Below are 23,891 nucleotides of genomic sequence, written 5' to 3' on the forward strand. Positions count from 1 at the left end.
TCGTTTTGCATTAATTATTAAATTTTTGCACTTCGCAATCGTAAGGCATTCCCAATAACAGAAACCGAACTAAAGCTCATGGCCAGTGCTGCAATCATTGGCGATAGTAATAATCCGAAAAACGGAAATAAAACGCCTGCTGCAACTGGAACGCCTAGTGTGTTGTAGACCAATGCAAAAAACAAGTTTTGTTTGATGTTTTTCATAACACCATGACTTAAATTTTTGGCTTTTACAATGCCGTGCAAATCACCTTTAACCAAAGTAATCATAGCGCTTTCAATGGCGACATCAGTTCCTGTTCCCATAGCAATACCAACATCACTTTTCGCTAATGCTGGGGCATCGTTAATACCATCACCAGCCATGGCAACCACCTTACCTTGTTTTTGAAGTTTTTCGACTTCCTTTAATTTGTCTTCGGGCAACATGCTGGCTTTAAAATCGGCAAGATTAAGTTCGGTTGCAACTGCTTGTGCTGTATTGTGATTATCGCCTGTTAACATAATAACCGCAATTCCTTTGTCCTGAAGCTGTTTAATGGCTTTGGCACTTGTGGTTTTGATTTTATCGCCAATGACGACATAACCAACAACATTTTCGCCAATGGCTAAATAAGAAACGGTTTTACCCTGTTTTTGATAGCTTTTTGCTTCGTCTTCCATTTCCGAAGAAATTTCAGCATTTGCATGTTCCATCATTTTAGGGTTTCCTAATGCTACGGTTTTACCGTTTATGGTTCCTTCAACACCTTTACCTGTTACAGCACTAAAATCAGTAGACTTCAATAATTCGGCATTCTTATCTTTTCCATATTTAACGGTTGCTTCAGCTAATGGATGTTCAGAATTACTATTTAAGGACACAATATATTGAAGGACTTTTTCTTCGGAATATTCATTTCCAAAAGCACCAACTTTTTCCACGGTGGGTTTGCCTTCGGTAATGGTTCCTGTTTTATCTACAATTAAAGTATCTACTTTGTCCATTTTTTCGAGGGCTTCGGCATTTTTAATCAGCACACCATTTTGAGCGCCTTTCCCAACACCAACCATAACAGACATAGGTGTTGCCAATCCTAATGCGCATGGACAGGCAATAATTAAAACCGCAATAGCATTCACAAAGGCATACACATAAGCGGGTTCTGGTCCCCAAATGGCCCAAACTACGAAGGTTATTAATGAAATGATAACCACAACTGGCACAAAATAACCAGACACTTTATCGGCTAAATTTTGAATGGGTGCGCGACTTCTGCTCGCATCGTTCACCATGTGGATAATTTGAGAAAGCAAGGTGTCGCTTCCAACTTTTTCGGCTTTCATCAGGAACACTTGATTCCCATTTATGGTACCACTACTTACTTTATCACCAACCGTTTTGTTAACAGGAATTGGTTCTCCAGAAATCATGGATTCGTCAACCGTAGTTTCACCTTCGGTTATGGAACCATCTACAGGAATTTTATCTCCTGGTTTTACTTTTAAAATATTGTTTAATTCTATTTTATCAATACTTACCTCAACATCTTCGCCATCTACAACTTTTGTGGCTTTGTTTGGTGCCAGTTTTAACAATTCTTTTACGGCTGAATTGGTTTTACTATGCGCACGTGCTTCTAACAATTGCCCTAGTAATACCAAGGTTAAAATAACCGTTGCAGCTTCAAAATAGACATGAACTGCGCCAGATTCTGATAAAAATTGCTCTGGAAAAAAGTCAGGAAAGAACATCCCAAACACACTAAATAACCATGCCACACCAGCTCCAATACCAATAAGCGTGAACATATTGAGGTTCCACGTTTTGATGCTTCGGTAAGCACGTTCAAAAAACATCCAAGTAGCATAAAATACAACCGGAATGGATAGCGCAAACTGTACCCAATTCCAGTTGACTTGATCCATAAGGTTGTATAATGGATTGTTGGTGAGCATTTCGCTCATGGCAATAATAAAAATTGGCAAGGTGAATAGGGATGCTATCCAAAATTTCTTCAAGAGTTTTTTATAAGTTTTTTCTTCTGAAGATAAGTCGGGTTCCATAGGCACTAAATCCATTCCGCAGATTGGACACGAACCAGATTCATCTTTAATAACTTCTGGATGCATTGGGCAAGTCCATTGTTCTGCATTAGAAGTTGAAAGGTTTTGTTCTTCTACCAAATCCATTCCACAAACCGGACAATCGCCAGCTTTGTCATAGGTTTTATCGCCTTCACAATGCATTGGGCAATAAAATGTTCCAGTGCCTATGCCTTTAGGTTTTTTTACTTTTTTATCTTGAACTGGTTTTTCGCCTTGCTTGTGAATGCTGTAATTTCCTCCATCTTTTTTTAAGGCATCCTGAAAGGTTTCAATTGGAATATGCGATGCCATTTCAATGGTAGCTTCTTTCTTTTCTAAATTGACACTTGCATTAGAAACACCTTCTACTTTAGAAAGTATGTCTTCAACGTGGTTGCGACAGCCGTTGCAAGTCATGCCGTGTATGTGATATGTGTGTTTCATCTCGTCATCGTTCTGAATGTGAATCGTATAAGTGTCACCATCCATTTTCAAAGCCTCTTGAAAGGTTTCAATAGGAATATGCGATGCCATTTCAATCGTAGCTTCTGCCTTTTCTAAATTGACGGTTGCATTAGAAACACCTTCTACTTTAGAAAGTATGTCTTCAACGTGACTACGACAACCGTTGCAAGTCATGCCGTGTATGTGATATGTGTGTTTCATTTTTGTTGTTTTATAGACCTAACAGGTTTTTGAAACCTGTTAGGTCTGGTCTGGTATATTTTTTTATTCTAAAATTAATTCCTGCAACGTCTCAATATTCAACTTTTTGGAACTTAATACATGCTTAAAATTATTCACATCACTAAATAGCTCTATTACTTCATCTCTTTTTATAGACGTTTCTTGATCGCTTATCAAGGCATCATAAGATGAATGTTTATATGTTCTATAATCTTCTATTTGATGATGGGTAGAATTTGTATTTACATATATAATAAGGTTTCTCAAGTAATTCTCTTCTGTAATTTTTATTCGCTTTTAATGTTCTTGAAACAAGCTTCCTCTTCTATTATACCTTTTGTTAATGGCTTTAGTATAAGCGTTCATCATGTTTGAAATAGGTTGGTGCAAACTGATTTTACTATTATTTTTACCAACTTCTTGTTGCGATTCCTCTTTGAATTTTATAATAATATGAAAATGATTTGGTAGTAAGCAATAGCTGTAAACATCCGCTTCAGAAAGCAAATACTTCTTCATTAAAACCAAGAAATAGCTGTAGTTTTCTTGTTCTAAAAAAATGTTTTCATCATTATTCCCTCTATTGTATAGATGGAAAAAATGTTCTGCTTCAAAAGGTTGATGTTTCATTTTTATTTGTGTTATTATTTAGACCTAACAGGTTTCAAAAACCTGTTAGGTCTTTTAGGTCTGGTTTATTAATTAAAGCGTATCAATAACCGATTTCAATTTATTGGTTATTTCTTCGGCAATCCCCTTTAAATCATCATTTTCTACAGCTTGCATGCTAGCCATAGGATTTACGGCGGAAACTTCAATATCGCCAGATTCCAACCTCTGTACAATAACATTACAAGGTAACATGGTGCCAATCTTATTTTCTGCCAATAGTGCTTTATGCGCATACGTTGGATGACATGCTCCCAAAATTTTGTAGTCGTTAAAATTGACATCCAGTTTCTTTTTAAGCGTTGCTTTAATATCAATTTCCGTTAAAACGCCAAAGCCTTCCGTTTTGAGTGCTTCTGTTACGTTTTCTATAGCGTCGTTAAAATTTCCTTTTACTGTTTTGTTAAAATAATACGTCATAATGTGCTGTTTTTAATGTTAATAATATAGTTTAGAACTAACAGGTCTGTTCAATCTTAAAATACGAAAAATTAACTCGTTAAATAATTTATAAGTATCGTTTGAACGTAATAAGTTTTTATGGACTCTATTTGATTCATTTGAAATTTTAATTGTAATTCCTGAATATCCAAAACATCATTAAAATCAATGGTTCCTGTTTCATAGCTTTTCACTAAAATCCTTTCAGCATCTTTGGCTTGTTTTAGATTTTTCTCCTGCGTATCGAATTTAATTCGCGACTGATTACGCTGCGAAATGGCTTTCGACAGTTCCGCTTTTAGCATATTTAAGCGTCCCGCCTTTTGAGATTGTATTTCCTGTTTCCGTAATTCATTTTGCTTGCTTTGTGAGCTGTATTTTTTATTGAAAATGGGAATAGAAACCGTCAGCATGGGCATTACCATATCTTTATAGGAACTGGTAATCATGGGGCTATTTTCTTGATTAATGTATTCTACACCAAAACCTATCATGGGTCCACGTTCTTTTTGGTTTAATAATTCGGACTGTTCCACAGATTGATACAACTTGTCATACTTGAGTAATTCTGGGTTTATAGATAAACTATCATAGCTAAACAAATTGTCGCTTTCCGGAATTTTCATGGTTGAAACCACAGACACCTCAACATCGTAGTCCCGATTCAGTAAACTATTCAGAGCAGCTTGAATACCTGTATGTTGTTGAATTAACACCTCTTTCTCTTGTTGTAATTCGTTTTGTCTAATCTGTAAACGTAAGACATCTACGGCTGATGCTTTGCCGACTTCTACCGAAGTCAATGCCAATTGTTCATAGGTTTTTAATAAGCTAATATTGGCATCAAGAACGTCTTGCTTGGCGCTTATTTCATACAGTTGATAATAGAATTGCGACACAGCCAATGCTAATTTCCGTTTGGCTATGGTGATGTCTATATATTGCGCATCAGCCATAGAAGCTGCATAATTTTCTCGTGCAGTTATAGTTCCAAACCAAGGCAGCATTTGCATAACGGATACCCTAAAGTTTTCCATAGGCATCTCCATTTCAGGTTTCACAGCCATAACGCCCAAATTAAATTCGGTGTTTGGCAAACTGTTGACTTCGTTTACTTTTTCGGAAGCAATTTGATATTGAAAATCAACCTTTTGAATTTCGGGATTGTTCTCTAGAGCTTCGTTTATGAGTGTGTTTAACTCTTGAGCACTCATAGAGTGAAAAGTGAAAAGTGAAAAACTACAAATCAAAACAATTCGCAAAGGACAGGTGACTTGCGGAAAATTAAAAACTGGTATTCGTAATATGTTTATAAACTGTTTCATTTTTGAATGTTTGATTTAGTGGTTTTAATAGAACTTACTAACATGGCAACTAATTCTTTATTAAAACCAACATGTAATTGATGTGCGTCTTCATGTATATAACCAGTATCTTTCAACAAATCCAACCAATACAATGTTTCATTAGCTTCTTTCAGTGAAATACTCATTTTATGTACAAAATCGGCCTTGCTTTGAGCAAATTCCGCTTCACGAATTAATGCGCCAATTGCAGTTCCACTTCTCAAAAACTGATTGCTTAAAACATTTTCTTTTCGCTCATTTACCAATAATTGGGACAACTTTACTACCAAAACTGCAAAGGCATAACTTTTATCTTTTAAAATGCTTTTACTCATAACTTTAAACTTTTAGTTTTTCACTTCTCACTTTTCACTTCTCACTTTTCACTCTTCACTTTTAGTTTTTCACTTCTCACTTTTCACTTCTCACTTTTCACTTCTCACTTCTCACTTTTCACTTTTCACTCTTCACTTTTAGTTTTTCACTTTCAACTCCGCCCTCCAGCTATACAATACGGGAACCACAAATAAGGTGATTAGTGCAATTAACATGCCTCCAAAACTTGGGATAGCCATCGGAATCATGATGTCACTTCCGCGTCCTGTAGATGTTAAAATGGGTAATAATGCTAAAATGGTGGTTGCTGTGGTCATTAAACAGGGTCTGATGCGTTTTTCGCCGGCTTCCACAATAGATGCTCTAATTTCTTTTCTATTTTGTGGCGTATTTCTATCAAATGTTTGCGTTAAATAAGTCGCCATAACCACACCATCATCAGTTGCAATTCCGAAGAGCGCAATAAACCCAACCCAAACGGCCACACTTAAATTAATTGGATGCATCTGAAACAAGTCGCGCATATTTTCTCCAGCGACATTGAAGTTTAAAAACCAATCTTGTCCATACAACCAAATCATGATGAATCCACCTGCAAAGGCAACCGCAATTCCGGTAAACACCATTAAAGACGTGGTTACAGAACGGAATTGGAAGTACAGAATCAAAAAGATAATTGCTAAAGCTAAAGGCACAACAACCGATAAGGTTTTTTCGGCTCGCAACTGATTCTCATAGGTTCCTGTGAATTGGTAATTAATCCCTTTAGGTACAATCAATTCACCAGAAGCTATTTTACTTTGTATTAAAGCTTGTGCGTTTTCAACAACACTTACTTCTGCAAAACCAGCTTGCTTGTCAAATAATACATAACCGACTAAAAAGGTGTCTTCACTTTTAATCACTTGTGGACCTTGTTCATAACGAATGCTTGCCAATTCACTTAAAGGAATAGGACTACCTGTTGAAACAGGAATATAAATTTGTTCTAAATCAGACGGATTGCCTCGTAATTCTCTTGGATAACGCACACGAACACCATAGCGTTCTCTGCCTTCAACGGTTTGGGTTAGTACCATGCCACCAACTGCGACTTGTATTACGTCTTGCACATCTTGAATAGAAATACCATAACGGGCTATTTTTTCTCTGTCAATATCAATTAGCAAATACGGTTTCCCAACAATACGGTCGGCAAAAACCGCTTCTTTTTTAACACCTTCAGCTTCTTTTAATATCGTTTCTAATTGCACGCCAAAAGCTTCAATTTGTTTTAAGTCTTGTCCTTTTACCTTGATTCCCATGGGTGCACGCATGCCTGTTTGAAGCATGACCAATCGGGTTTCAATAGGTTGTAGTTTTGGTGCTGACGTTACGCCTGGTAATTTGGTGACTCTTACAATTTCATTCCAAATATCATCAGGTGATGTAATTTCTGGTCGCCAGTTTCGGTAGAATTCACCATCGTTGTCTTCTATTAGTTGAGATTGTTTAACGCTAGTTGTCACTTCGAGTGATTCTGATTTTTTATCAGAATTGTATCGAGAAGTATTGGGTCTCGATACATCACTCGTGCCTCGTGACACTCGACCTGACGTCTCCTTGAATCTTTCACTTCCATCGTACGCCAATCGTCCATCGGTCAATTCAAACAAACCATCATCATTCACTTTATAACGCTGACGCTCGCCATCATCATTCAGCATATATTCCGGTTTATACTGAATCATGTTTTCATACATCGATAAAGGTGCCGGATCTAAAGCCGATTCGGTTCGTCCTGCTTTACCAACAACGGTTTCAATTTCTGGAATGCTGGCAACGGCCATATCCAATTGCTGTAACACCCGTTTATTTTCTTCAACTCCAGAATGTGGCATGGAGGTTGGCATCAATAAGAAAGAACCTTCGTTTAATGATGGCATAAATTCTTTTCCTGTGTTTTTCATGATGAAAAAACCAGCAATTACAATCGCCGTTGGAACAGATAGAAACAATAGTTTATTATCTAAACACCATCTTAAAATACGTGTGTAATAACTTCGGAATAACATAAAACCACCCAACAATCCAAAACAAATGACACTTACAAAAATGAGATTCCAAAAGATGCTTTTATCGACTCCTAATGGTCTCCAATATTCAGCTAAAAGGAACACGATAGCAGCTGCAGAAATGATTATATTAATAATATTTGCGCGCTTTTCCTCAACTATGTTTTGAAGTTTTAATAGACCTGAAATTCCAAAACCTATCAAAATGATTCCTAACCAATAGCCATAAATAAGACCCATTATTCCTGTTATTATTAAAGCTGCATGTATAAGGTAACTAAAACGCGTTTTGATGCTTTTTCTTCGGAATAAATAGGCTGCAAAAGGTGGAATTATAAATAAAGCCACAATAAGGGAAGCGGTTAATGCAAAGGTTTTTGTAAAGGCTAATGGTCTGAATAGTTTGCCTTCGGCTCCAATCATAGTAAACACAGGAATAAAACTAATAATGGTTGTCATCACGGCCGTTACAATGGCTCCAGAAACTTCCGCTGTAGCGTTGTAAACAATTTGGTTTATTGAACGTTTGTCATTCTGAACAGCGTGAAGAATCTCACCTTCAGAATCTGCGTCGCTATAATCATTTTTAATTTTTACTTTTTCACTTTTAACTGTTCGCTTTTCACTTTCAACTTCCAAATGCCTGATGATGTTTTCTGAAAGTATGACACCAACATCCACCATGGTTCCAATAGCAATAGCAATACCTGAAAGTGCCACAATATTGGCATCGACATTGAAGAGTTTCATGGCGATAAATACCATTAAAACCGCAACGGGTAATAAGCCAGAAATTAAAATAGAAGCGCGAAGGTTAAATACCATAATGATAATCACCAAAATGGTAATTAAAATCTCTAATGTTAAGGCTTCGTTTAGTGTGCCTAAAGTTTCTTGAATCAGTTCACTCCTATCGTAAAATGGTACAATAGTCAGTTGGGATGTACTACCATCTGCCAAAACTTTCGATGGCAATCCAGAACTTAATTCGTTGATTTTTTCTTTGACGTTGTTGATAACTTCCATCGGGTTTGCACCATAACGTGCCACAACAACGCCTCCAACAACTTCTGCACCTTCCTTATCTAATATGCCGCGTCGTGCTGCAGGCCCTAATGATACCTTACCAATGTCTTTAATTTTTAGGGATGTGAAATCTTCGGAAGCCACAACAGCATTTTCTATGTCTGCAATAGATTTTACGTAACCCAAACCACGCACTAAATATTCGGCTTGATTGATTTCTAATGTTTGCGCACCAATGTCTTTGTTACTTTCTTTAACGGCTTTTACAACTTGGTCTAACCCCACATTGTATTGACGCATCAGTTCTGGATTCACATCTACTTGATATTCTTGAACATAACCACCAATAGAAGCCACTTCAGAAACGCCACTTGCCGACGATAAGGCATATTTTACGTAATAATCTTGAATGCTTCGCAATTCGTGCAAATCCCAACCACCAGTAACGTTTCCGTTTTTATCACGACCTTCTAATGTGTACCAAAAAATTTGTCCTAAACCTGTGGCGTCTGGACCCAACGCTGGATTCACATCTTCGGGTAATAATCCACTAGGTAGGGAATTGAGTTTTTCTAATATTCTGCTTCGGCTCCAATAGAATTCTACGTCTTCTTCGAAAATGATATAGATACTTGAAAACCCAAACATGGAAGAACTTCTGATGGTTTTTACACCTGAAATTCCCAATAAAGACGTCGTTAAAGGATAGGTAATTTGGTCTTCAATATCTTGGGGTGAACGCCCTTCCCATTTGGTAAATACAATTTGTTGATTTTCTCCAATATCAGGAATAGCATCTACTGCTACAGGATCGCTTGGTAAAAACCCAGTATCCCAATTAAAAGGGGCATTCACAGTTCCCCAACCTATAAAAAGGACGAGTAACAGAACAGCGACGAGTTTATTCTCTATTAAAAATTTGATGCTTTTATTCAGCATGAGTATTGATTATTAAACAGTTAGACATTGATGTTAGAAAAACATCGAACGCAAGAAGTCATCCTAATGAAATGAATCACTGGATAACAGGGTTTATTGTTTAAAAATCAAATTAAATAAGTCTCGTCAAGCTTGAAGATTTGCCTGATAACGAGTGGAGGTTCGTATGTTGTATAAGAAGGAGCTTGGGTGTCAAGATCTTCAAAAAGGTTTAGGTATGTCTGTACAAATGACGCAATAAATACCTGTTGCTCAAAAGAAATTTTGTCAACATGTAATTGGAGTTCATCTTGACCATCAACTAGAGTTTGTTCGTTTTTACAACAATCTTTTTTGGTAATCGTACAGCCTTCCGTAGATGGTTTATTCATATCCATACCGCAGCCTTTGGCTTTATTAAAAATAGCGGTTTCTACCAAAGTACCACCACAATAATGCATATCAACCGTGAATGACAATGTCGAAAATAACACGACAAATGCCATAGCAATAGATAGTATATTATGGAATATTTTTTTCATACGAATTACGAAGTTACAAAAAATTTATAACTCACTATTTTCTTTAACAGAAGTTTACCTATTTTAAAAAAGAAACAACTGGATTTATAAGCACTTTTATATACCTATAGGTTATAATTAATAAAAGCTTACATAAGAAAAAACAATAAAACAAATACCAAATATCACTACTGGAGCATGCGATAAAAAGTTCAGGATGCTTTAAATATGACAAGATTACACATCCTAAATAATTAACAATCAACTAAATGCTTTTAAAAAAATCACAACCTCATACAATGAAATCGGTACTATTTCGTTATTTTACAATAACATATAAAACAGCAATTAACATGAAACCAATCAAATTTAAGCACCACATCCTGTTCCTTTTCGGATTAAGCATCATGGCATGGTCTTGTTCATCAGATGATGACAGCAATAACAATCAAAACACCCAAGCACAAATTCAAGCCAATGTAACAGCCAATACCTGGATCATTACACGCTTTGTAGATTCTGGAAATGATGAAACCGGTCATTTTTCCTGCTATACCTTTCAATTTGGTGCTAACGGCACACTAACAGCAACCAGTAGTAATAATACCTACACAGGAACCTGGAGCATTACAGATAGTAACAGTAATGATGACAGCCAAGACGACCTAGATTTTAACATCAACTTCAACCTCATCAATGAATTTGAAGATTTAAATGATGATTGGGACATTATAAGTTATAGCTCAAATTCCGTAGCACTTATAGATATAAGTGGTGGTAATGGCGGAACCGATTATTTAACGTTTGAGGTGGGCTTTCCAAACAGCAATTGCACATCATCCACACAAACCACCATTCAAGATAATGTGGCAACAGGAACCTGGCGAATTACTAATTTCGTGGATTCAGGAACCGATGAAACCACCAATTTTACAGGTTATAATTTCACCTTTAATAGTTCTGGTGTTTTAAATGCCAACAATGGCACAACGGATTACAATGGCACCTGGAGTATAACCGATAGTAATAGTAATGATGACAGCCTGGATGATTTAGACTTAAACATCAATTTCAATCTTACCAATAATTTTCAAGATTTAAATGACGATTGGGACTTTGTATCACAATCAGCAACCAGAATTGAGTTAATAGATGTAAGTGGCGGAGGTGGCGGAGGTGGCGGAACCGATTACTTAACATTCGAGAAAAACTAAACCATTAAATTAGGTTCGTTGGTTGTATTTAGATTTTAATTTAAATCGCTTTAATATCAAACGTTTAAGTTTGGGTTTAAAGCGATTTTCATGTTCATGAATTTCTGGCGTTTATAAGACGTTTCAGTTGCTTTTTAAATCCTGAAAATCATCCAAAATAATTTCACTGCTTGCGCGTAAAGATCTATTTTCATCTAAATCTGTATATTCAGTAAGTAATGGAATTCCCTTGCAAATAACATCTTGTTTTACAGAAGCATATGATGCGCCTTCCTCAACCCAATTACATAAATAATCGCTTAAAACAGCATTGCCTTGATCTGTTAAATACAACACTTCCGTACCACCAAAAATGCTAATAATATTAAAAAGGGTTTGCCTAAAATCCCGCAAACTATCCAAATCTTGCAGCTTGTATAAAAACCCATATCTGTAAATAGTAGATACTTTTAGGCAAGATGAATAAACACCTACAGAAAATGCAAATGGACTATCAAAATAAATAATCTCGGGATAATCTGAATCGGGTAACCAACTATCCGTTTCTTTATCATAAGTGCTTGGCAAATTATAAGTCCAATTGCCTGTATCTAAAACATAGGCTTTAAAAACACCGTTTTCATAAAACGTCGGTGTTAGGGTATGTTTTAATTGCAAGGCCTTTAGCTGTTCTAGATATACCTCTTTATTAGCAAGCACAGCCACCTTACTAATCTCTATATTACTAATAGCATGTAGAACGGTACCTATAGTTTAAACATTTTCAACAATAGCGAAACTTCACAAAGGCAAAGATATAAATTTAAGAAAATGCGCTACAAAAACTAAATAATTTAAAACTGAAGGTTAACATAGAAAACAAATAAAGTAGTAAAACAAATGGAAATATAGTAACCTAAATCTACTATATCACATTCAATTATTTTTAAATTACTATTTTAGTTATATAACCAAAAGCGTCTCACGTACTTAACATGCTAAAAAAATCAATTCTAATAGAGAAAAAGAGCCAAATTACATGTAAAAACTTACAACTACTCATAAAAAGTGAAATCCGCGAAGCTACTATTCCTATTGAGGATATAGGTTTTATTATAATTGACAATCCAGAAGTCTATATAAGTATTACCGCTTTAAATTTACTCATAGAAAACAACAGCGCCGTAATTATATGTGGAAAAACACACTTACCAAATGGTTTATTTCTAAATTTAAACAGCCATCACATCCAACAAGAACTATTCAAAAATCAAATAAACGCAAGTCAACCATTAAAAAAACAACTTTGGCAACAAACCGTTAAAGAGAAAATTATAAATCAAGGATTATTATTGAAACAGATTACAAAATCTGAAAACAATTTTGAGTTTTTAGCAAGTAAAGTTACAAGTGGAGACACTACAAATATGGAAGGTGTTGCAGCGAGTTTTTATTGGAAATCCTTTTTCGAACACGGTTTTAAACGCGAGCGCTTTGGCGATTATCCAAACAATTTTTTGAATTATGGATATGCTATTTTAAGAGCCGCTACTGCAAGAGCATTGTCTGGAAGTGGCTTATTAAACACATTGGGCATTCATCACAAAAGCAAGTACAATGCCTTTGCCCTAGCCGATGATATAATGGAACCTTTCAGACCCATAATAGACGAAGCCGTCCATACCATCATGCAACACTACGATGAACAAGAATTAAATACCGAAATTAAATCGGTTTTACTTCAAACACTCACACGAACCGTTTATTTTAAAGATGAAAAAAGTCCATTAATGGTGGCATTACAAAAAACGGCTAGTTCGTTGCAACAGTGTTATTCGGGTAAACGAAAGAAAATAAAGTATCCAAAATTATGGAATTAAACGGTTATAGAATTATGTGGTTATTTGTATTTTTTGATTTACCAACGGACACAGCCAAAGATAGGCGCAATGCGGCAGGCTTCAGGAAAAACTTGTTAAAAGATGGTTTTACCATGATGCAGTATTCTGTTTATATGCGCCATTGTGCTAGTAGCGAAAGCGCGGATGTACACGAAAAAAGAATAAAACGGTTATTACCGCCATTAGGCAAAGTAAGCGTGTTACGAATTACCGATAAACAATTTGGAAATATTATGAACTTTTGGGGAAAAGCAGAACTTCCCAAAGAACCATTACCAACCCAATTGGAATTGTTTTAGAATAATAAAACAAACCCTATGCTGTCATTCCGAGGAACGAGGAATCTCATAAAAAATTACTATAGTTTCTACAAACCAAAAAACGCCTCAATCTTGCCTTATCACTGCAAAAAAGAAGCGTTTTTTTAAACGATAATTCAACTTATTCTATTGACTACTAGAAGGTAACAAGCCAACTAAATATCGTGTTTTCTAATCTGAAAATCAAATCGAAAAAACCACGAAATTTCAAAGCTTTTAACGAAATATAATTTTTTCGATTCACAAACACACCTCTAAAATAAAAGTGTGGTGTTTGTAAACCAGCACTGTTATAATCAAAAAAATGCCTCAATCTTGCAGTGTTAGCACAAAAAAGCAGCATTTTTTTAAACGATATTTCATCTTATTTAACTGCATATCAGAAGGTAACAAGCCAACTAATATCGTGTTTTCTAATCTTTAATCAAACCACAACCTTTACTTCATCGGCACTCCAATAACTATCAATATCGTGTTTTCTAATCTTTAATCAAACCACAACCCTTACTGTTTCCATACATTCTAAATGTAAATATCGTGTTTTCTAATCTTTAATCAAACCACAACGTGCTAGCGTAATATCGCCATCACCTGTTAAATATCGTGTTTTCTAATCTTTAATCAAACCACAACCAGTTGCTAACAACGTGTATATCACATTGCAATATCGTGTTTTCTAATCTTTAATCAAACCACAACCAGCAATTTCATGATAACTACATGCAAGCTAATATCGTGTTTTCTAATCTTTAATCAAACCACAACCATAATTTCTTACTTATATTTGAGCCTTTTAATATCGTGTTTTCTAATCTTTAATCAAACCACAACCACTAGATTGAACTAAAGCTCTCATAGTAAATATCGTGTTTTCTAATCTTTAATCAAACCACAACTCACCAAAGCTTTTAGTGTTTGTGTTTACAAATATCGTGTTTTCTAATCTTTAATCAAACCACAACTTATGGCTAATTTGGATAACGAAAACGTAAATATCGTGTTTTCTAATCTTTAATCAAACCACAACGTGGTCGTTGTTGGCTTGTGTTTTCATAAGAATATCGTGTTTTCTAATCTTTAATCAAACCACAACGAAAAATCGTTAAGAAAAATTAAAAAGGTCAATTTTTCGTTGTGGTTTAGATGTTTAAGGCAGAAAATCTTATGTCAAAGAACGTGTCTTTTGTCATTCCGAGGCACGAGGAATCACATAGTTATGGCTGATTTTATTCTATGGGATTTAGATTCGTTGAACCCACGTTTCTCATACCTAAAAATGACAACAATTACCGCTTTATAAACCTATTCTCTAAAAATTCAAAATCACCATTAAACGAATGTATTAAATCCAATTTCTTTTCCCTTCTCCAGCCTTTAAGCTCCTTTTCCCTTGCAATAGCATTTTGAACCCAGCTAAATTTTTCGTAGTAAACCAAATGCTGTAAATTGTATTTTGCCGCAAAGCTTTTAATACCTTTCGTTATATTTTCCTTATGTTGTTTTAAACGTTCTCCTAAATTATTGGTCATTCCTATATAATAAGTTGTACGGTAAGGATTTGTTATAATATAGACATAGTATGTATGACTGCCTTCATTTTCGTTAAATCCTATCATGTTTATAATGCCTCTTAATGCGATTTCTCACTACGTTCGAAATGACAAATTACACCTTTCGAATTTTTCCTGAAACAGAGATTTTTACTTTTATGGGGTTAAAAGCTAACCAACCTGTTTTACCTTCTCCAAAACTTTGAATTCTAATGTAATATGGAAAAAAATTATTTTGTATTGAAGCTTCAGTATTTAATCTAAATTCATAAAATTTAGAAGATAACTTCTGAACTCTATATAAATGTTCCTTTATAACGTTATAATCCAAGTTTTCCCAATCAATGTCATCTTCATTTAAACCCAGTAAAAACATATCGTTTATTTGTAAAGTTGTTACTATTTCTTTGCCATTTACGGGTAATTGATAAACAGGAAAACCATTCCGTTTACGTTCCACGACGGTCCAAAAAGTTACCACGTCCTCTTTTAAATTGTCATGTTCGTCTTTATAAATCAATACATGATGATTGTTTCTTGGATTAACCCATTGGTTCACATCATCTTTTAATTTTTCGGCACCCCCAATGTTTTCTCGCATTCTTACTTTTAAAACTGGAACAGGATTCCCATTTTTATTTGGTAGAAATATTTGAGATTGTTTTAAACCGTTTTCATCAACTGTAAAAAAAGTTTCTGATGGTATTTTTCCTTTTACAAAACCTCCAAGCACATGAATCCGTTTAAAAATCAATTGTTTAATTGTTTTATCAACAACTTTCTCTAACTGTTTTTCAGTTGTTATACTATCAATTGGTTTTCTTACATGAAAGGCTTCTTCACTATTTGGTGCTTGTCGTTTACCAAAAACTGTTTCTTTATGTAATTGCCCACGTGCTGCTACACCAATATTCTTATGTTTTTCTCCATTTTTATGAGTCGTGTGAGTTCTAACTGTCAGTATCGATTTTGATTTTTTATGAGAAACTAATATTTGTTTAACTGCTTGTTCTGCATCTTCCCTAAAGTTTTTCCAAGGTTTTGGAAAATTATCAAGTTCGTAACTTCTATCGTATCTATTCCATTTACTTAATTCTTGTAAATGACTTCTGGTAGAACAAGCCATTACTAGGGCATCAATAGCATGATGACGATGATCTTCTCTTGTTTTTATGTCATCTTCTTGATTCAAAATAGTATTCAATCCCCAATGATGACGTAAATTGGAAGTCATCTGTCCTGGTGCTACCAAAACATTATTACAAATTTTCGATAAGTAATTTTTAGCTTCTTTACTTATGTAGCGTGTATCGTTCAATTGTCGCGTTATAAAATCGGAATCATGCTTTTGCTTAACAAACTGCTTGAATTTATAATAAGCATTTGGATAATTGGCTTTATTTTTAAAACAGCTTAATGCTTGCAACTTAATATCGTTCCATTTTTGTTCGCCTTGCCTGCTGTAAAACTCATAAGGTGTCAAATCACCTTTTGCTCTATTTTCATCAGCAAAACAAAGAGTCTTGTTCATAAAACTATCATTTAATGAGCGACTCCAAGGGAAAATATGCTCAATTTGTACTTCGCCACCAAACAACTGATTCACCTCTATGTTTCGTCCAGTATAAGGACAAATTTTATTGCACTCTTCCCAAAGTTTATATTTTAGAAGATTTACATGAGTTGGACGTTGACCTATATAATCCAATTCAGCTTTTACTCTATCATTTTCACGTTCCAATCGTTTTTGCTCTCGTCTAATATCAAATCTTTTGGATTTTGATATTTTTAAATCGCGTGCCAATTCTACCTTTATTTCTTCTGGTTTTCCATAATCATCAATAATTTCGTTAACCAGTTTTCTTATTTCAAAAAGAGCTGTTGTAACTACAGGGTTTTTAATACGCTGTATTTCTTTGTCAGCTTCAGAATCTACAGGCAATTTATCTAATAGCTTTGAAGTTTCAATAGCACTGCTATGATGATACAATTTTAACAATTGTTTATCTGTTACTTGACATTCTGCTTTAAGCATGGCTTTTAAAGGGTCTATATAACCTCCTTTTAAATTGGAACGCACTATTTCTGGAACATTGTCTAACATAAACTGCTTATGTTCAACCCATTTTTCTCCTAATGCATTTTTTACTCCACCAAAAGCTACAGCGACATCATAAGTAAAGCCAAATTTTAAAAAAGGCAATATGTTATGAATGGCTTTTCTGCTTAATTGTGAATAGCCATCCTTTAAATTAAATTTTGAGATTTTATCAGCTTTTTCTTCTGAAAAACCCCATTTCTCTAGGGCATATTTTTTCAGTTTGTCTCTATCGTCAAAACTGTAAAGAACATGCCAAATATCTTCTTGTTCTTTATCGGAATAGATGAACCATTGTTGTCCAAAAAACTTTTTATTAGAGAGGTTACTTATAGTATGACTGCCATAAATTTTATCATCATCTTTATAATTGAATTGATAGTATCCATCTAGTTTATTAATAGCTTTTCTAATATCTTTAAAATTTACTTTTTCTTTTGAAAACAGCAGATTAACTATTACCTCTCTATCTTCTTTTGTGATTTCAACTGGTTCTCCTGCTAAATCACATTTCAGAGTATTAAGCCATTCATGAACACGTCTCTGCTCATTTGGAATAGCACTAATTTGACATTTTGTTTTTTTTGGTTCAAACGTACAATTTCCTACTAAATGTTTTTGTGTTCGCAATGGTCGTTGATGAAACAATACACCATCTTCAGGGTAACCATCTTTTTTACGTCCCCCAAAAATGGTTTTGAGTTCGTCAGTTAGTTCTTCATGAAATGCTTTTTGGTGTTCCCATATAGTTTCAAATTCATCAATATACATTTGCCTGGTAGTATATCGATTTCTTATGCGTTCGGTTTCGCCGGAAAAAGGCGCATGTTCTTTTGGATAAATGTCATTTAAATAGTTACCAAGTGTTTCACTTTCTATTATACTTTCAGCAGTCTCACTTATACCTATCTTACCTGATTTAAGATCACCTTTAAAAATGACACTTTTTTCATTATTTTCAGCACCTGCACTTCTGCTATTGCTTTGGAAACCTCTACGTTGAATAATATGATAAAATACCCTTCCTAATTCCAATAAAGAGATTTTTTCGCCGATTGCTTTCGCTCTTAATTCGTAAGGATTTAATTTTAACCATGCTTGCAGGTTTTTATCACTAAAAATTTCTTTTTGATTCCATATTTTCACTGCTGTATAATTAACAGGGCACATGTTGTATTTGGCAAGCTCGCGCAACAAATAACGTTTGCGCAACCGACGTCTAAAAAATTGACGTCTCGTGCCTCTGTCATCGGTTCTACTGGCATTTTTAGAGGCCTCTCTCCCTTCACCTTCTCCTAAATTAACTACACCTTCAGGGAATATTCTACTTCCTATTCCTAGAATTTCTTTCTTATCATCATCTACAATAGTCCAACCAATGCTGTTAGTCCCTAAATCCAAACCTAATACCTTACTCATAATTTCTAAAATTAAATCAGCTTTGAAAGTACAAAAAACAAAATTCTACCCATTACGGAATCCCGCATTGTTAATTAAATAAGTTTTTCTTATATTTGAAACTGATTAAAATTTCTAATCTTTAATCTTATCACAATAAGGCTATATGCCGTAGATGAAAATCTTTAGTCCTGCTTCGGTAGGACTTTTTTTATTTAAAAAAAATACCGCAACAAACAATTCCAAAATCTTTATAACTCCCAACTTTTAGACCTCATCACCAAGACAAACACTACAACAAAAAGCAAACTGCAAACAACAGCATAAACCACTTTAAACTTCACACTTCACTTTTAGCTTTTCACTTTTAACTTTTCTCTAATCAATATCCAAAACACCAATCCCAACGCCATTAGCCGCATGTAACAAATACATCAGTCCATCAACTTCTTGGTAATACCGAAGACCTAAAACAGCTATCTGCAAACCCAAACCACTCGGCACGCTAACAGGTGTAAAGCTCAAGGAAGTGCCAGCAAAATCTTTAGCCAAAACCATAGGTGTTGCCAAGTGCAAGGCAGAATCTAACGTTTCAAAATTAAAATCCAAAATACCAAACTGCAAGGCAATATGGGTAGCACCCGGAATAAAAGACACCTGCGTCATATTAAATTTAGGAAATGCTAATGTATGAGTAGCCCAATCCATAGAAGACGCAAAAGGCAGTACCTGTTGCACCACACAATCAGGTGTATAGTTAAAATCTTGAAGCAATTGCTTGCCCAAATCCGTCGTTAAACCGTTTGCAACGCGGCGTTCACCACGCGCATGAATAGTATCCAAAGTTTTCAACTGAGTAAACATGGTCATCAACCGGCTATGAAAAAACGTAAACTTATGCTGGGTATAAAACGGCCGTAACGCCATACGATAGGCTTTATTTACGCGTGAACAATGTCCAAACTCGCTTCCATTTTCACGTACCCGCCGCATACTAGCTTTGGTTTTTATAGCCGTGCCATTAAACCCACCACCTGCAACACGCGCCACAGGTTTCCCATTCAAATAATAAAAATTAATCCCACCAATCGTCCCAACCAATGGAATAATACCTTGTTGCTTTGCCATACTTTGAAATTTTAAAATGAATAACCCAGTTCCAATCACAACAACCAGAATCAATACTACCACATATAAATAATTCATAATCAAGCGTATATAACCCAAATATACGAAAATAAAAGTAAAGGTTATAGCGTGGTTATAGTATGCTTAAATAATGATTAAAACAAGCTTATAGCATAAAGTAAATATTGATTAAGCCATTGTACCTCAAACTTCAAACCACGCCTGCCTGCCGAAGAAAGGAATCCCAAACTACCCAGCACCATTCAAGCAAATTACCTCTAGCCTTACGCTATGTTCTCATTTACAGTTATAAATTGAACATCAAACGTGTTTGAAAGCATAGCAATTGCTCGCCCTTTTTTACGGAAAAGACGCAGCTTTGCATAATTAGAATGCTATCTTTGAAATACGCTTCAAGATGTAATAAACCATTCCATAAACGATGGGATTTAAGGATTTAAAGCAAACTTATTTTAAACATAAAGAATATGAAATTTATCGGCAGTCAGTTAGCCTTTTATATGAACGACAGGGATTTTAAAAATAACTCCATGGTTCTTCTTAAATATCTAGTGCTTTTAGCAATTGTCATTATAGTTTATTCACTCCTCTTCCATTTTATCATGGCTTTTGAAGGCCAAGATCATTCCTGGATAACCGGTTTTTATTGGACACTTACGGTTATGAGCACGCTTGGATTTGGAGACATTACCTTTGCCTCCGACCTTGGTCGTCTTTTTAGTATTGTTGTTTTGCTTTCTGGTATTTTCATGTTAATGATTGTGTTACCATTCGCATTTATTAGACATTTCTATATTCCGCTTTTAGAATCTAAAAAGAATAAAAAAGTTCTGCGTCAAGTACCTGCCGGAACAAAGGATCACATCTTAATATGTTCTTATGATATTATTGCTAGAGATCTCATCGAGCGACTTAACCAGGATACCATTCCTTATTTTGTAATTGAAAGCAATTTAGACAAAGCCATAAAAAATCATGAAGATGGTGTTGCCGTGCTATTTGGGGCCTTGGATGACGAGAAAACCTTTATGGATGCCAACATTAAGGACGCGAAAATGATATTAGTCAATAGAAATGATATTTTAAACACCAAAATAATACTGACTATTAGAGACTTGGCGCCTAATATACCTATTGTTGCTATAGCTACGGATATAGATTCTGTGGATGTACAACAACTAAGTGGCGCGGACCATGTACTACCCGTAAAAAAATGGCTAGGCGAACAATTAGCCAATAGGGTTAACACCCAGCATGCGGAATCTCATGCCATCGGACAATATGAGGATCTGTTAATTGCTGAATTACCCATCCACAATACACCTTTAGTTTCTAAAATTATTGGCGAGATAGGCTTAAGACAAAAATTCGGTGTAAGCATTGTAGGCATTTGGGAACGCGGGAGATTGCAACCTATAAAAGGAGATGAAATATTAACACACGAAAGCGTGCTTGTAATTATTGGTAACAAAGAACAACTTAATAAAATTGACGAGCTGTTTTTAGATTATAATGTAAATCCCAATCCTGTACTACTCATTGGAGCAGGCAAGGTTGGGTTGGCAGCCGCACAATCATTACATAAAAATGGTGTTTTAGTAAATGTAATTGATAAGGATCCAGAAATATGCAAAAAAGTAAGTCCATTTTGCAATGAGGTATTTATTGGTGATGCTGCAGATTATCAACTATTAAAAAAAGCCGGCGTTTTAAAAGCACCTTCGGTATTACTCACGACCCATGACGATACTATGAATATTTATTTAGCCTCCTATTGTCGTCAATTAAATATGGACGTCCGAATCGTGAGCCGTATCTCGGAAGCGCGGAATATTGATATTATGCAAAAAGCAGGCGCCGATTTTGTATTGAGTTACTCAACATTGGGATCAGAAGCGGTTTTATCTATTTCTAAAGGTCAAGAATTAACCGTTTTGGGTGAAGGTTTCACCCTATTTATTATTGCCATTCCAAAGTCATTAGAAGGTAAAACCCTTGCTGAATCCGGCATAGGCGCTAAAACGGGACTATCTGTTATTGCCATAAAAGAAAACGATGAAGTGGTAACCTTATTATCTGCAAAAACAATACTGCCACATGGTGCGGAAATAGTCATGCTTGGTAATATAGACATGAAACAGAAATTCAATAAAATATATGTTAACCGTGCTTAATAAGATTTTTAAAGTCCTTTACCATTTCAAAGACCAATTAATATATAGCTATTATTATGTTATTTAAGCATCCGTTTTAGCTTGGGTTATATCCCGAAACGTAGGTGCGTTTTCGGTAACACTGCCAGCACCTTTCTTATTAATTTTAAAAGTGACATCTTTTGTGGTGGTAAACAAAAGCACGGTTAAAAAGGGCGCTTTTAGATGCTGTTTTACAATCTCAAACGCTTCTTCTATAGAATGTGTTTCTTCAACATCTTCCGTTTCTTTGGAAGCATAGCGCAATTTCACCAACACCTTAAAGTCATCCTTGGCGTAAATGGGTCTGACAAAAATGTTTTTCAAATTTGGTTTACCCACGGTTTTTGCCATGGTTAATTTAGCAAAGCGTTCTTCTTGAATACTTTCGGTTACTTGATTCCAAAAAAGTAGAAACACATCTTGATACGCCATAAGCTAAAATTGTAGGGTAATAATTGTTAGGCTCCAAAAATACCATTTATAAACTAAAACCTTATGATCCGTTTAATAAGAAATAACCAATAGTGCTCATGCTTTTAAAGCAACTAATATCACCTGACATTTGGAATTTGGAATTAAATACGCTATTTCCCGATGCAGAAATTAGCAAAAATATTACCTAACAATTCATCATTAGTAACACTTCCGGTAATCAGTCCAAAGTGGTATAAGGCCTCCCGAATATCAATGGCCATTAAATCGCCAGACAATCCGGAATCCAAACCGTATTTAACTTTCTGAATTTCTTCAAACGCTTTTAATAAGGCATCATAATGTCTCGTATTGGTAATAATAGTTTCATTATTCCGTAAGGCACCTGTATTCACCAAATTCAATAAGGCATTGGTTAGCTGTTCCACACCAAAGCCACTTTTTGCAGATAACAGCTGTACGTTTGGAATGGCCTGTTGGAGTTCCGCCAAATCCATATCGTCAATCTTATCAATCTTATTGGCAATAACAAGCAATGGCTTTAATGGATACTTATTTTTAATTTTCTCCAACTCCACTTGAAGTTTGGCACCTTGATGCTTAAATTCTCCAGCATCAAATAAGTAAATAACCACTTGTGCTTGTTCTATTTTTTCAAAGGTTTTTTTAATTCCAATGCTTTCTACAACATCTTTGGTATCACGAATTCCTGCGGTATCAATAAAGCGAAAACCCATACCGCCAATACTTATTTCGTCTTCAATAGTATCCCGCGTGGTTCCAGCTATTTCACTAACAATAGCACGTTCTTCATTTAATAAAGCATTTAGCAGGGTAGATTTTCCAACATTGGGTTCGCCAACAATAGCAACGGGAATCCCGTTTTTAATCACGTTTCCAACCGCAAACGAATCTATTAAGCGTTTCAATACAAAGGTAATACGCGCTATCAGTTCCTTAAATTGGGTTCTATCGGCAAATTCCACATCTTCTTCCGCAAAATCCAGTTCCAATTCTATTAACGAGGCAAAGTTTAAAAGCTCTTCACGTAGCTTGGCAATTTCACTTGAAAAACCACCACGCATTTGCTGCATGGCAATTTGGTGAGATGCTTCATTATCACTCGAAATTAAATCGGCTACCGCTTCCGCCTGACTTAAGTCTAGTTTCCCGTTTAAAAACGCACGCAAAGTAAACTCGCCAGCATCCGCCATTCTGCAACCTTTTCGTAAAAATAACTGGATAATTTGTTGCTGGATGTAATTAGAACCATGGCAGGATATTTCTACCACATTTTCACCTGTATAGGAATTGGGGTTTTTAAAAACAGATACTAAAACCTCATCAATGTCCCGGTTATCATCAACAATATGGCCTAAATGAATGGTGTGGGTTTTCTGATGAGACAGTGTTTTCGATTTCGAAACCGATTGAAAACAGCTATCGGCAATGGCTATAGCATGGGCACCTGAAAGCCTAATAACCGCAATAGCACCAGCTCCCGAAGGCGTAGCAAGCGCAACAATTGTATCGTTTTGATTCATGCTACAAAAGTACTAAAATCACCACAGAAAACACGTATATAGAT

The 23,891-nt window shown here is 35.3% G+C and carries 18 protein-coding genes and 1 CRISPR repeat array; of the genes, 4 read left to right on the forward strand and 14 right to left on the reverse strand.

The window, feature by feature from the left end; genetic code table 11:
- Positions 1-17 precede the first annotated feature (17 nt).
- From ACFPH8_RS11170 to ACFPH8_RS11205, 8 genes are all read right to left on the reverse strand, one after another.
- Complete coding sequence (locus ACFPH8_RS11170) at positions 18-2,735, reverse strand: heavy metal translocating P-type ATPase (protein WP_376860982.1); 2,718 nt, start codon at positions 2,733-2,735, stop codon at positions 18-20.
- A 63-nt stretch (positions 2,736-2,798) separates the two neighbouring features.
- Entirely contained in the window at positions 2,799-3,023 is a 225-nt protein-coding gene (locus tag ACFPH8_RS11175) for a hypothetical protein (RefSeq protein WP_376860984.1), read from the reverse strand.
- A 30-nt stretch (positions 3,024-3,053) separates the two neighbouring features.
- Positions 3,054-3,386, reverse strand: a complete 333-nt coding sequence (locus ACFPH8_RS11180) for a transposase (RefSeq protein WP_376860986.1) — start codon at positions 3,384-3,386, stop codon at positions 3,054-3,056.
- Between the two features lie 72 nt (positions 3,387-3,458).
- Positions 3,459-3,845, reverse strand: coding sequence for a DUF302 domain-containing protein (locus ACFPH8_RS11185; RefSeq protein ID WP_248398997.1), 387 nt, complete (start codon positions 3,843-3,845; stop codon positions 3,459-3,461).
- A gap of 71 nt (positions 3,846-3,916) precedes the next feature.
- A complete protein-coding gene (locus ACFPH8_RS11190; RefSeq protein ID WP_376861224.1) occupies positions 3,917-5,080 on the reverse strand; it encodes a TolC family protein in 1,164 nt (387 codons plus the stop codon).
- 107 nt (positions 5,081-5,187) lie between these two features.
- On the reverse strand, positions 5,188-5,547 hold the full coding sequence (locus ACFPH8_RS11195) for a four helix bundle protein (protein ID WP_376860989.1): 360 nt from the start codon (positions 5,545-5,547) through the stop codon (positions 5,188-5,190).
- 138 nt (positions 5,548-5,685) lie between these two features.
- Positions 5,686-9,567 carry an efflux RND transporter permease subunit gene (locus ACFPH8_RS11200; RefSeq protein ID WP_376860991.1) on the reverse strand — a complete coding sequence of 1,294 codons (3,882 nt, stop codon included), beginning with the start codon at positions 9,565-9,567 and terminating at the stop codon, positions 5,686-5,688.
- A gap of 107 nt (positions 9,568-9,674) precedes the next feature.
- On the reverse strand, positions 9,675-10,088 hold the full coding sequence (locus tag ACFPH8_RS11205) for an HYC_CC_PP family protein (protein ID WP_376860993.1): 414 nt from the start codon (positions 10,086-10,088) through the stop codon (positions 9,675-9,677).
- A gap of 332 nt (positions 10,089-10,420) precedes the next feature.
- Here ACFPH8_RS11205 and ACFPH8_RS11210 point away from each other — a divergent pair, with 332 nt between their 5' ends.
- Positions 10,421-11,281: a hypothetical protein gene (locus ACFPH8_RS11210; RefSeq protein ID WP_376860994.1), complete on the forward strand. Its 861-nt coding sequence runs from the start codon at positions 10,421-10,423 to the stop codon at positions 11,279-11,281.
- A 123-nt stretch (positions 11,282-11,404) separates the two neighbouring features.
- Here ACFPH8_RS11210 and ACFPH8_RS11215 read toward each other — a convergent pair whose 3' ends face one another.
- A complete protein-coding gene (locus ACFPH8_RS11215; protein ID WP_376860996.1) occupies positions 11,405-11,938 on the reverse strand; it encodes a hypothetical protein in 534 nt (177 codons plus the stop codon).
- 317 nt (positions 11,939-12,255) lie between these two features.
- On the opposite strand from ACFPH8_RS11215, the gene cas1 reads away from it, so the two are divergent.
- Entirely contained in the window at positions 12,256-13,140 is an 885-nt protein-coding gene (gene cas1 / locus ACFPH8_RS11220) for a type II CRISPR-associated endonuclease Cas1 (RefSeq protein WP_376860998.1), read from the forward strand.
- Entirely contained in the window at positions 13,131-13,460 is a 330-nt protein-coding gene (gene cas2, locus ACFPH8_RS11225) for a CRISPR-associated endonuclease Cas2 (protein WP_376861000.1), read from the forward strand. Before cas1 ends, cas2 begins: the two co-directional genes overlap by 10 nt.
- A 421-nt stretch (positions 13,461-13,881) precedes the next feature.
- Positions 13,882-14,574: direct repeats of the CRISPR family, unit length 36 nt; unit sequence AATATCGTGTTTTCTAATCTTTAATCAAACCACAAC.
- 193 nt (positions 14,575-14,767) lie between these two features.
- On the opposite strand, the gene ACFPH8_RS11230 is transcribed toward cas2, so the two are convergent.
- From ACFPH8_RS11230 to ACFPH8_RS11240, 3 genes are all read right to left on the reverse strand, one after another.
- A complete protein-coding gene (locus tag ACFPH8_RS11230; RefSeq protein ID WP_376861002.1) occupies positions 14,768-15,097 on the reverse strand; it encodes a GIY-YIG nuclease family protein in 330 nt (109 codons plus the stop codon).
- A 49-nt stretch (positions 15,098-15,146) separates the two neighbouring features.
- A complete protein-coding gene (gene cas9, locus ACFPH8_RS11235; RefSeq protein WP_376861004.1) occupies positions 15,147-18,548 on the reverse strand; it encodes a type II CRISPR RNA-guided endonuclease Cas9 in 3,402 nt (1,133 codons plus the stop codon).
- A 357-nt stretch (positions 18,549-18,905) separates the two neighbouring features.
- On the reverse strand, positions 18,906-19,655 hold the full coding sequence (locus ACFPH8_RS11240; RefSeq protein ID WP_376861006.1) for a hypothetical protein: 750 nt from the start codon (positions 19,653-19,655) through the stop codon (positions 18,906-18,908).
- A gap of 488 nt (positions 19,656-20,143) precedes the next feature.
- Between ACFPH8_RS11240 and ACFPH8_RS11245 the strand changes: the two genes are divergently transcribed.
- Complete coding sequence (locus ACFPH8_RS11245) at positions 20,144-21,850, forward strand: potassium channel family protein (RefSeq protein ID WP_376861010.1); 1,707 nt, start codon at positions 20,144-20,146, stop codon at positions 21,848-21,850.
- A 63-nt stretch (positions 21,851-21,913) separates the two neighbouring features.
- Here the strand turns inward: ACFPH8_RS11245 and ACFPH8_RS11250 are convergent, their stop codons facing one another.
- Both ACFPH8_RS11250 and mnmE read right to left on the reverse strand, forming a co-directional pair.
- On the reverse strand, positions 21,914-22,303 hold the full coding sequence (locus ACFPH8_RS11250; protein ID WP_376861012.1) for a hypothetical protein: 390 nt from the start codon (positions 22,301-22,303) through the stop codon (positions 21,914-21,916).
- Positions 22,304-22,455: 152 nt separating this feature from the next.
- Complete coding sequence (gene mnmE / locus ACFPH8_RS11255) at positions 22,456-23,847, reverse strand: tRNA uridine-5-carboxymethylaminomethyl(34) synthesis GTPase MnmE (protein WP_376861014.1); 1,392 nt, start codon at positions 23,845-23,847, stop codon at positions 22,456-22,458.
- Positions 23,848-23,891 lie beyond the last annotated feature (44 nt).

It is taken from the genome of Bizionia hallyeonensis, assembly GCF_042657385.1.
Taxonomy (GTDB): Bacteria; Bacteroidota; Bacteroidia; order Flavobacteriales; family Flavobacteriaceae; genus Algorimicrobium; species Algorimicrobium hallyeonense.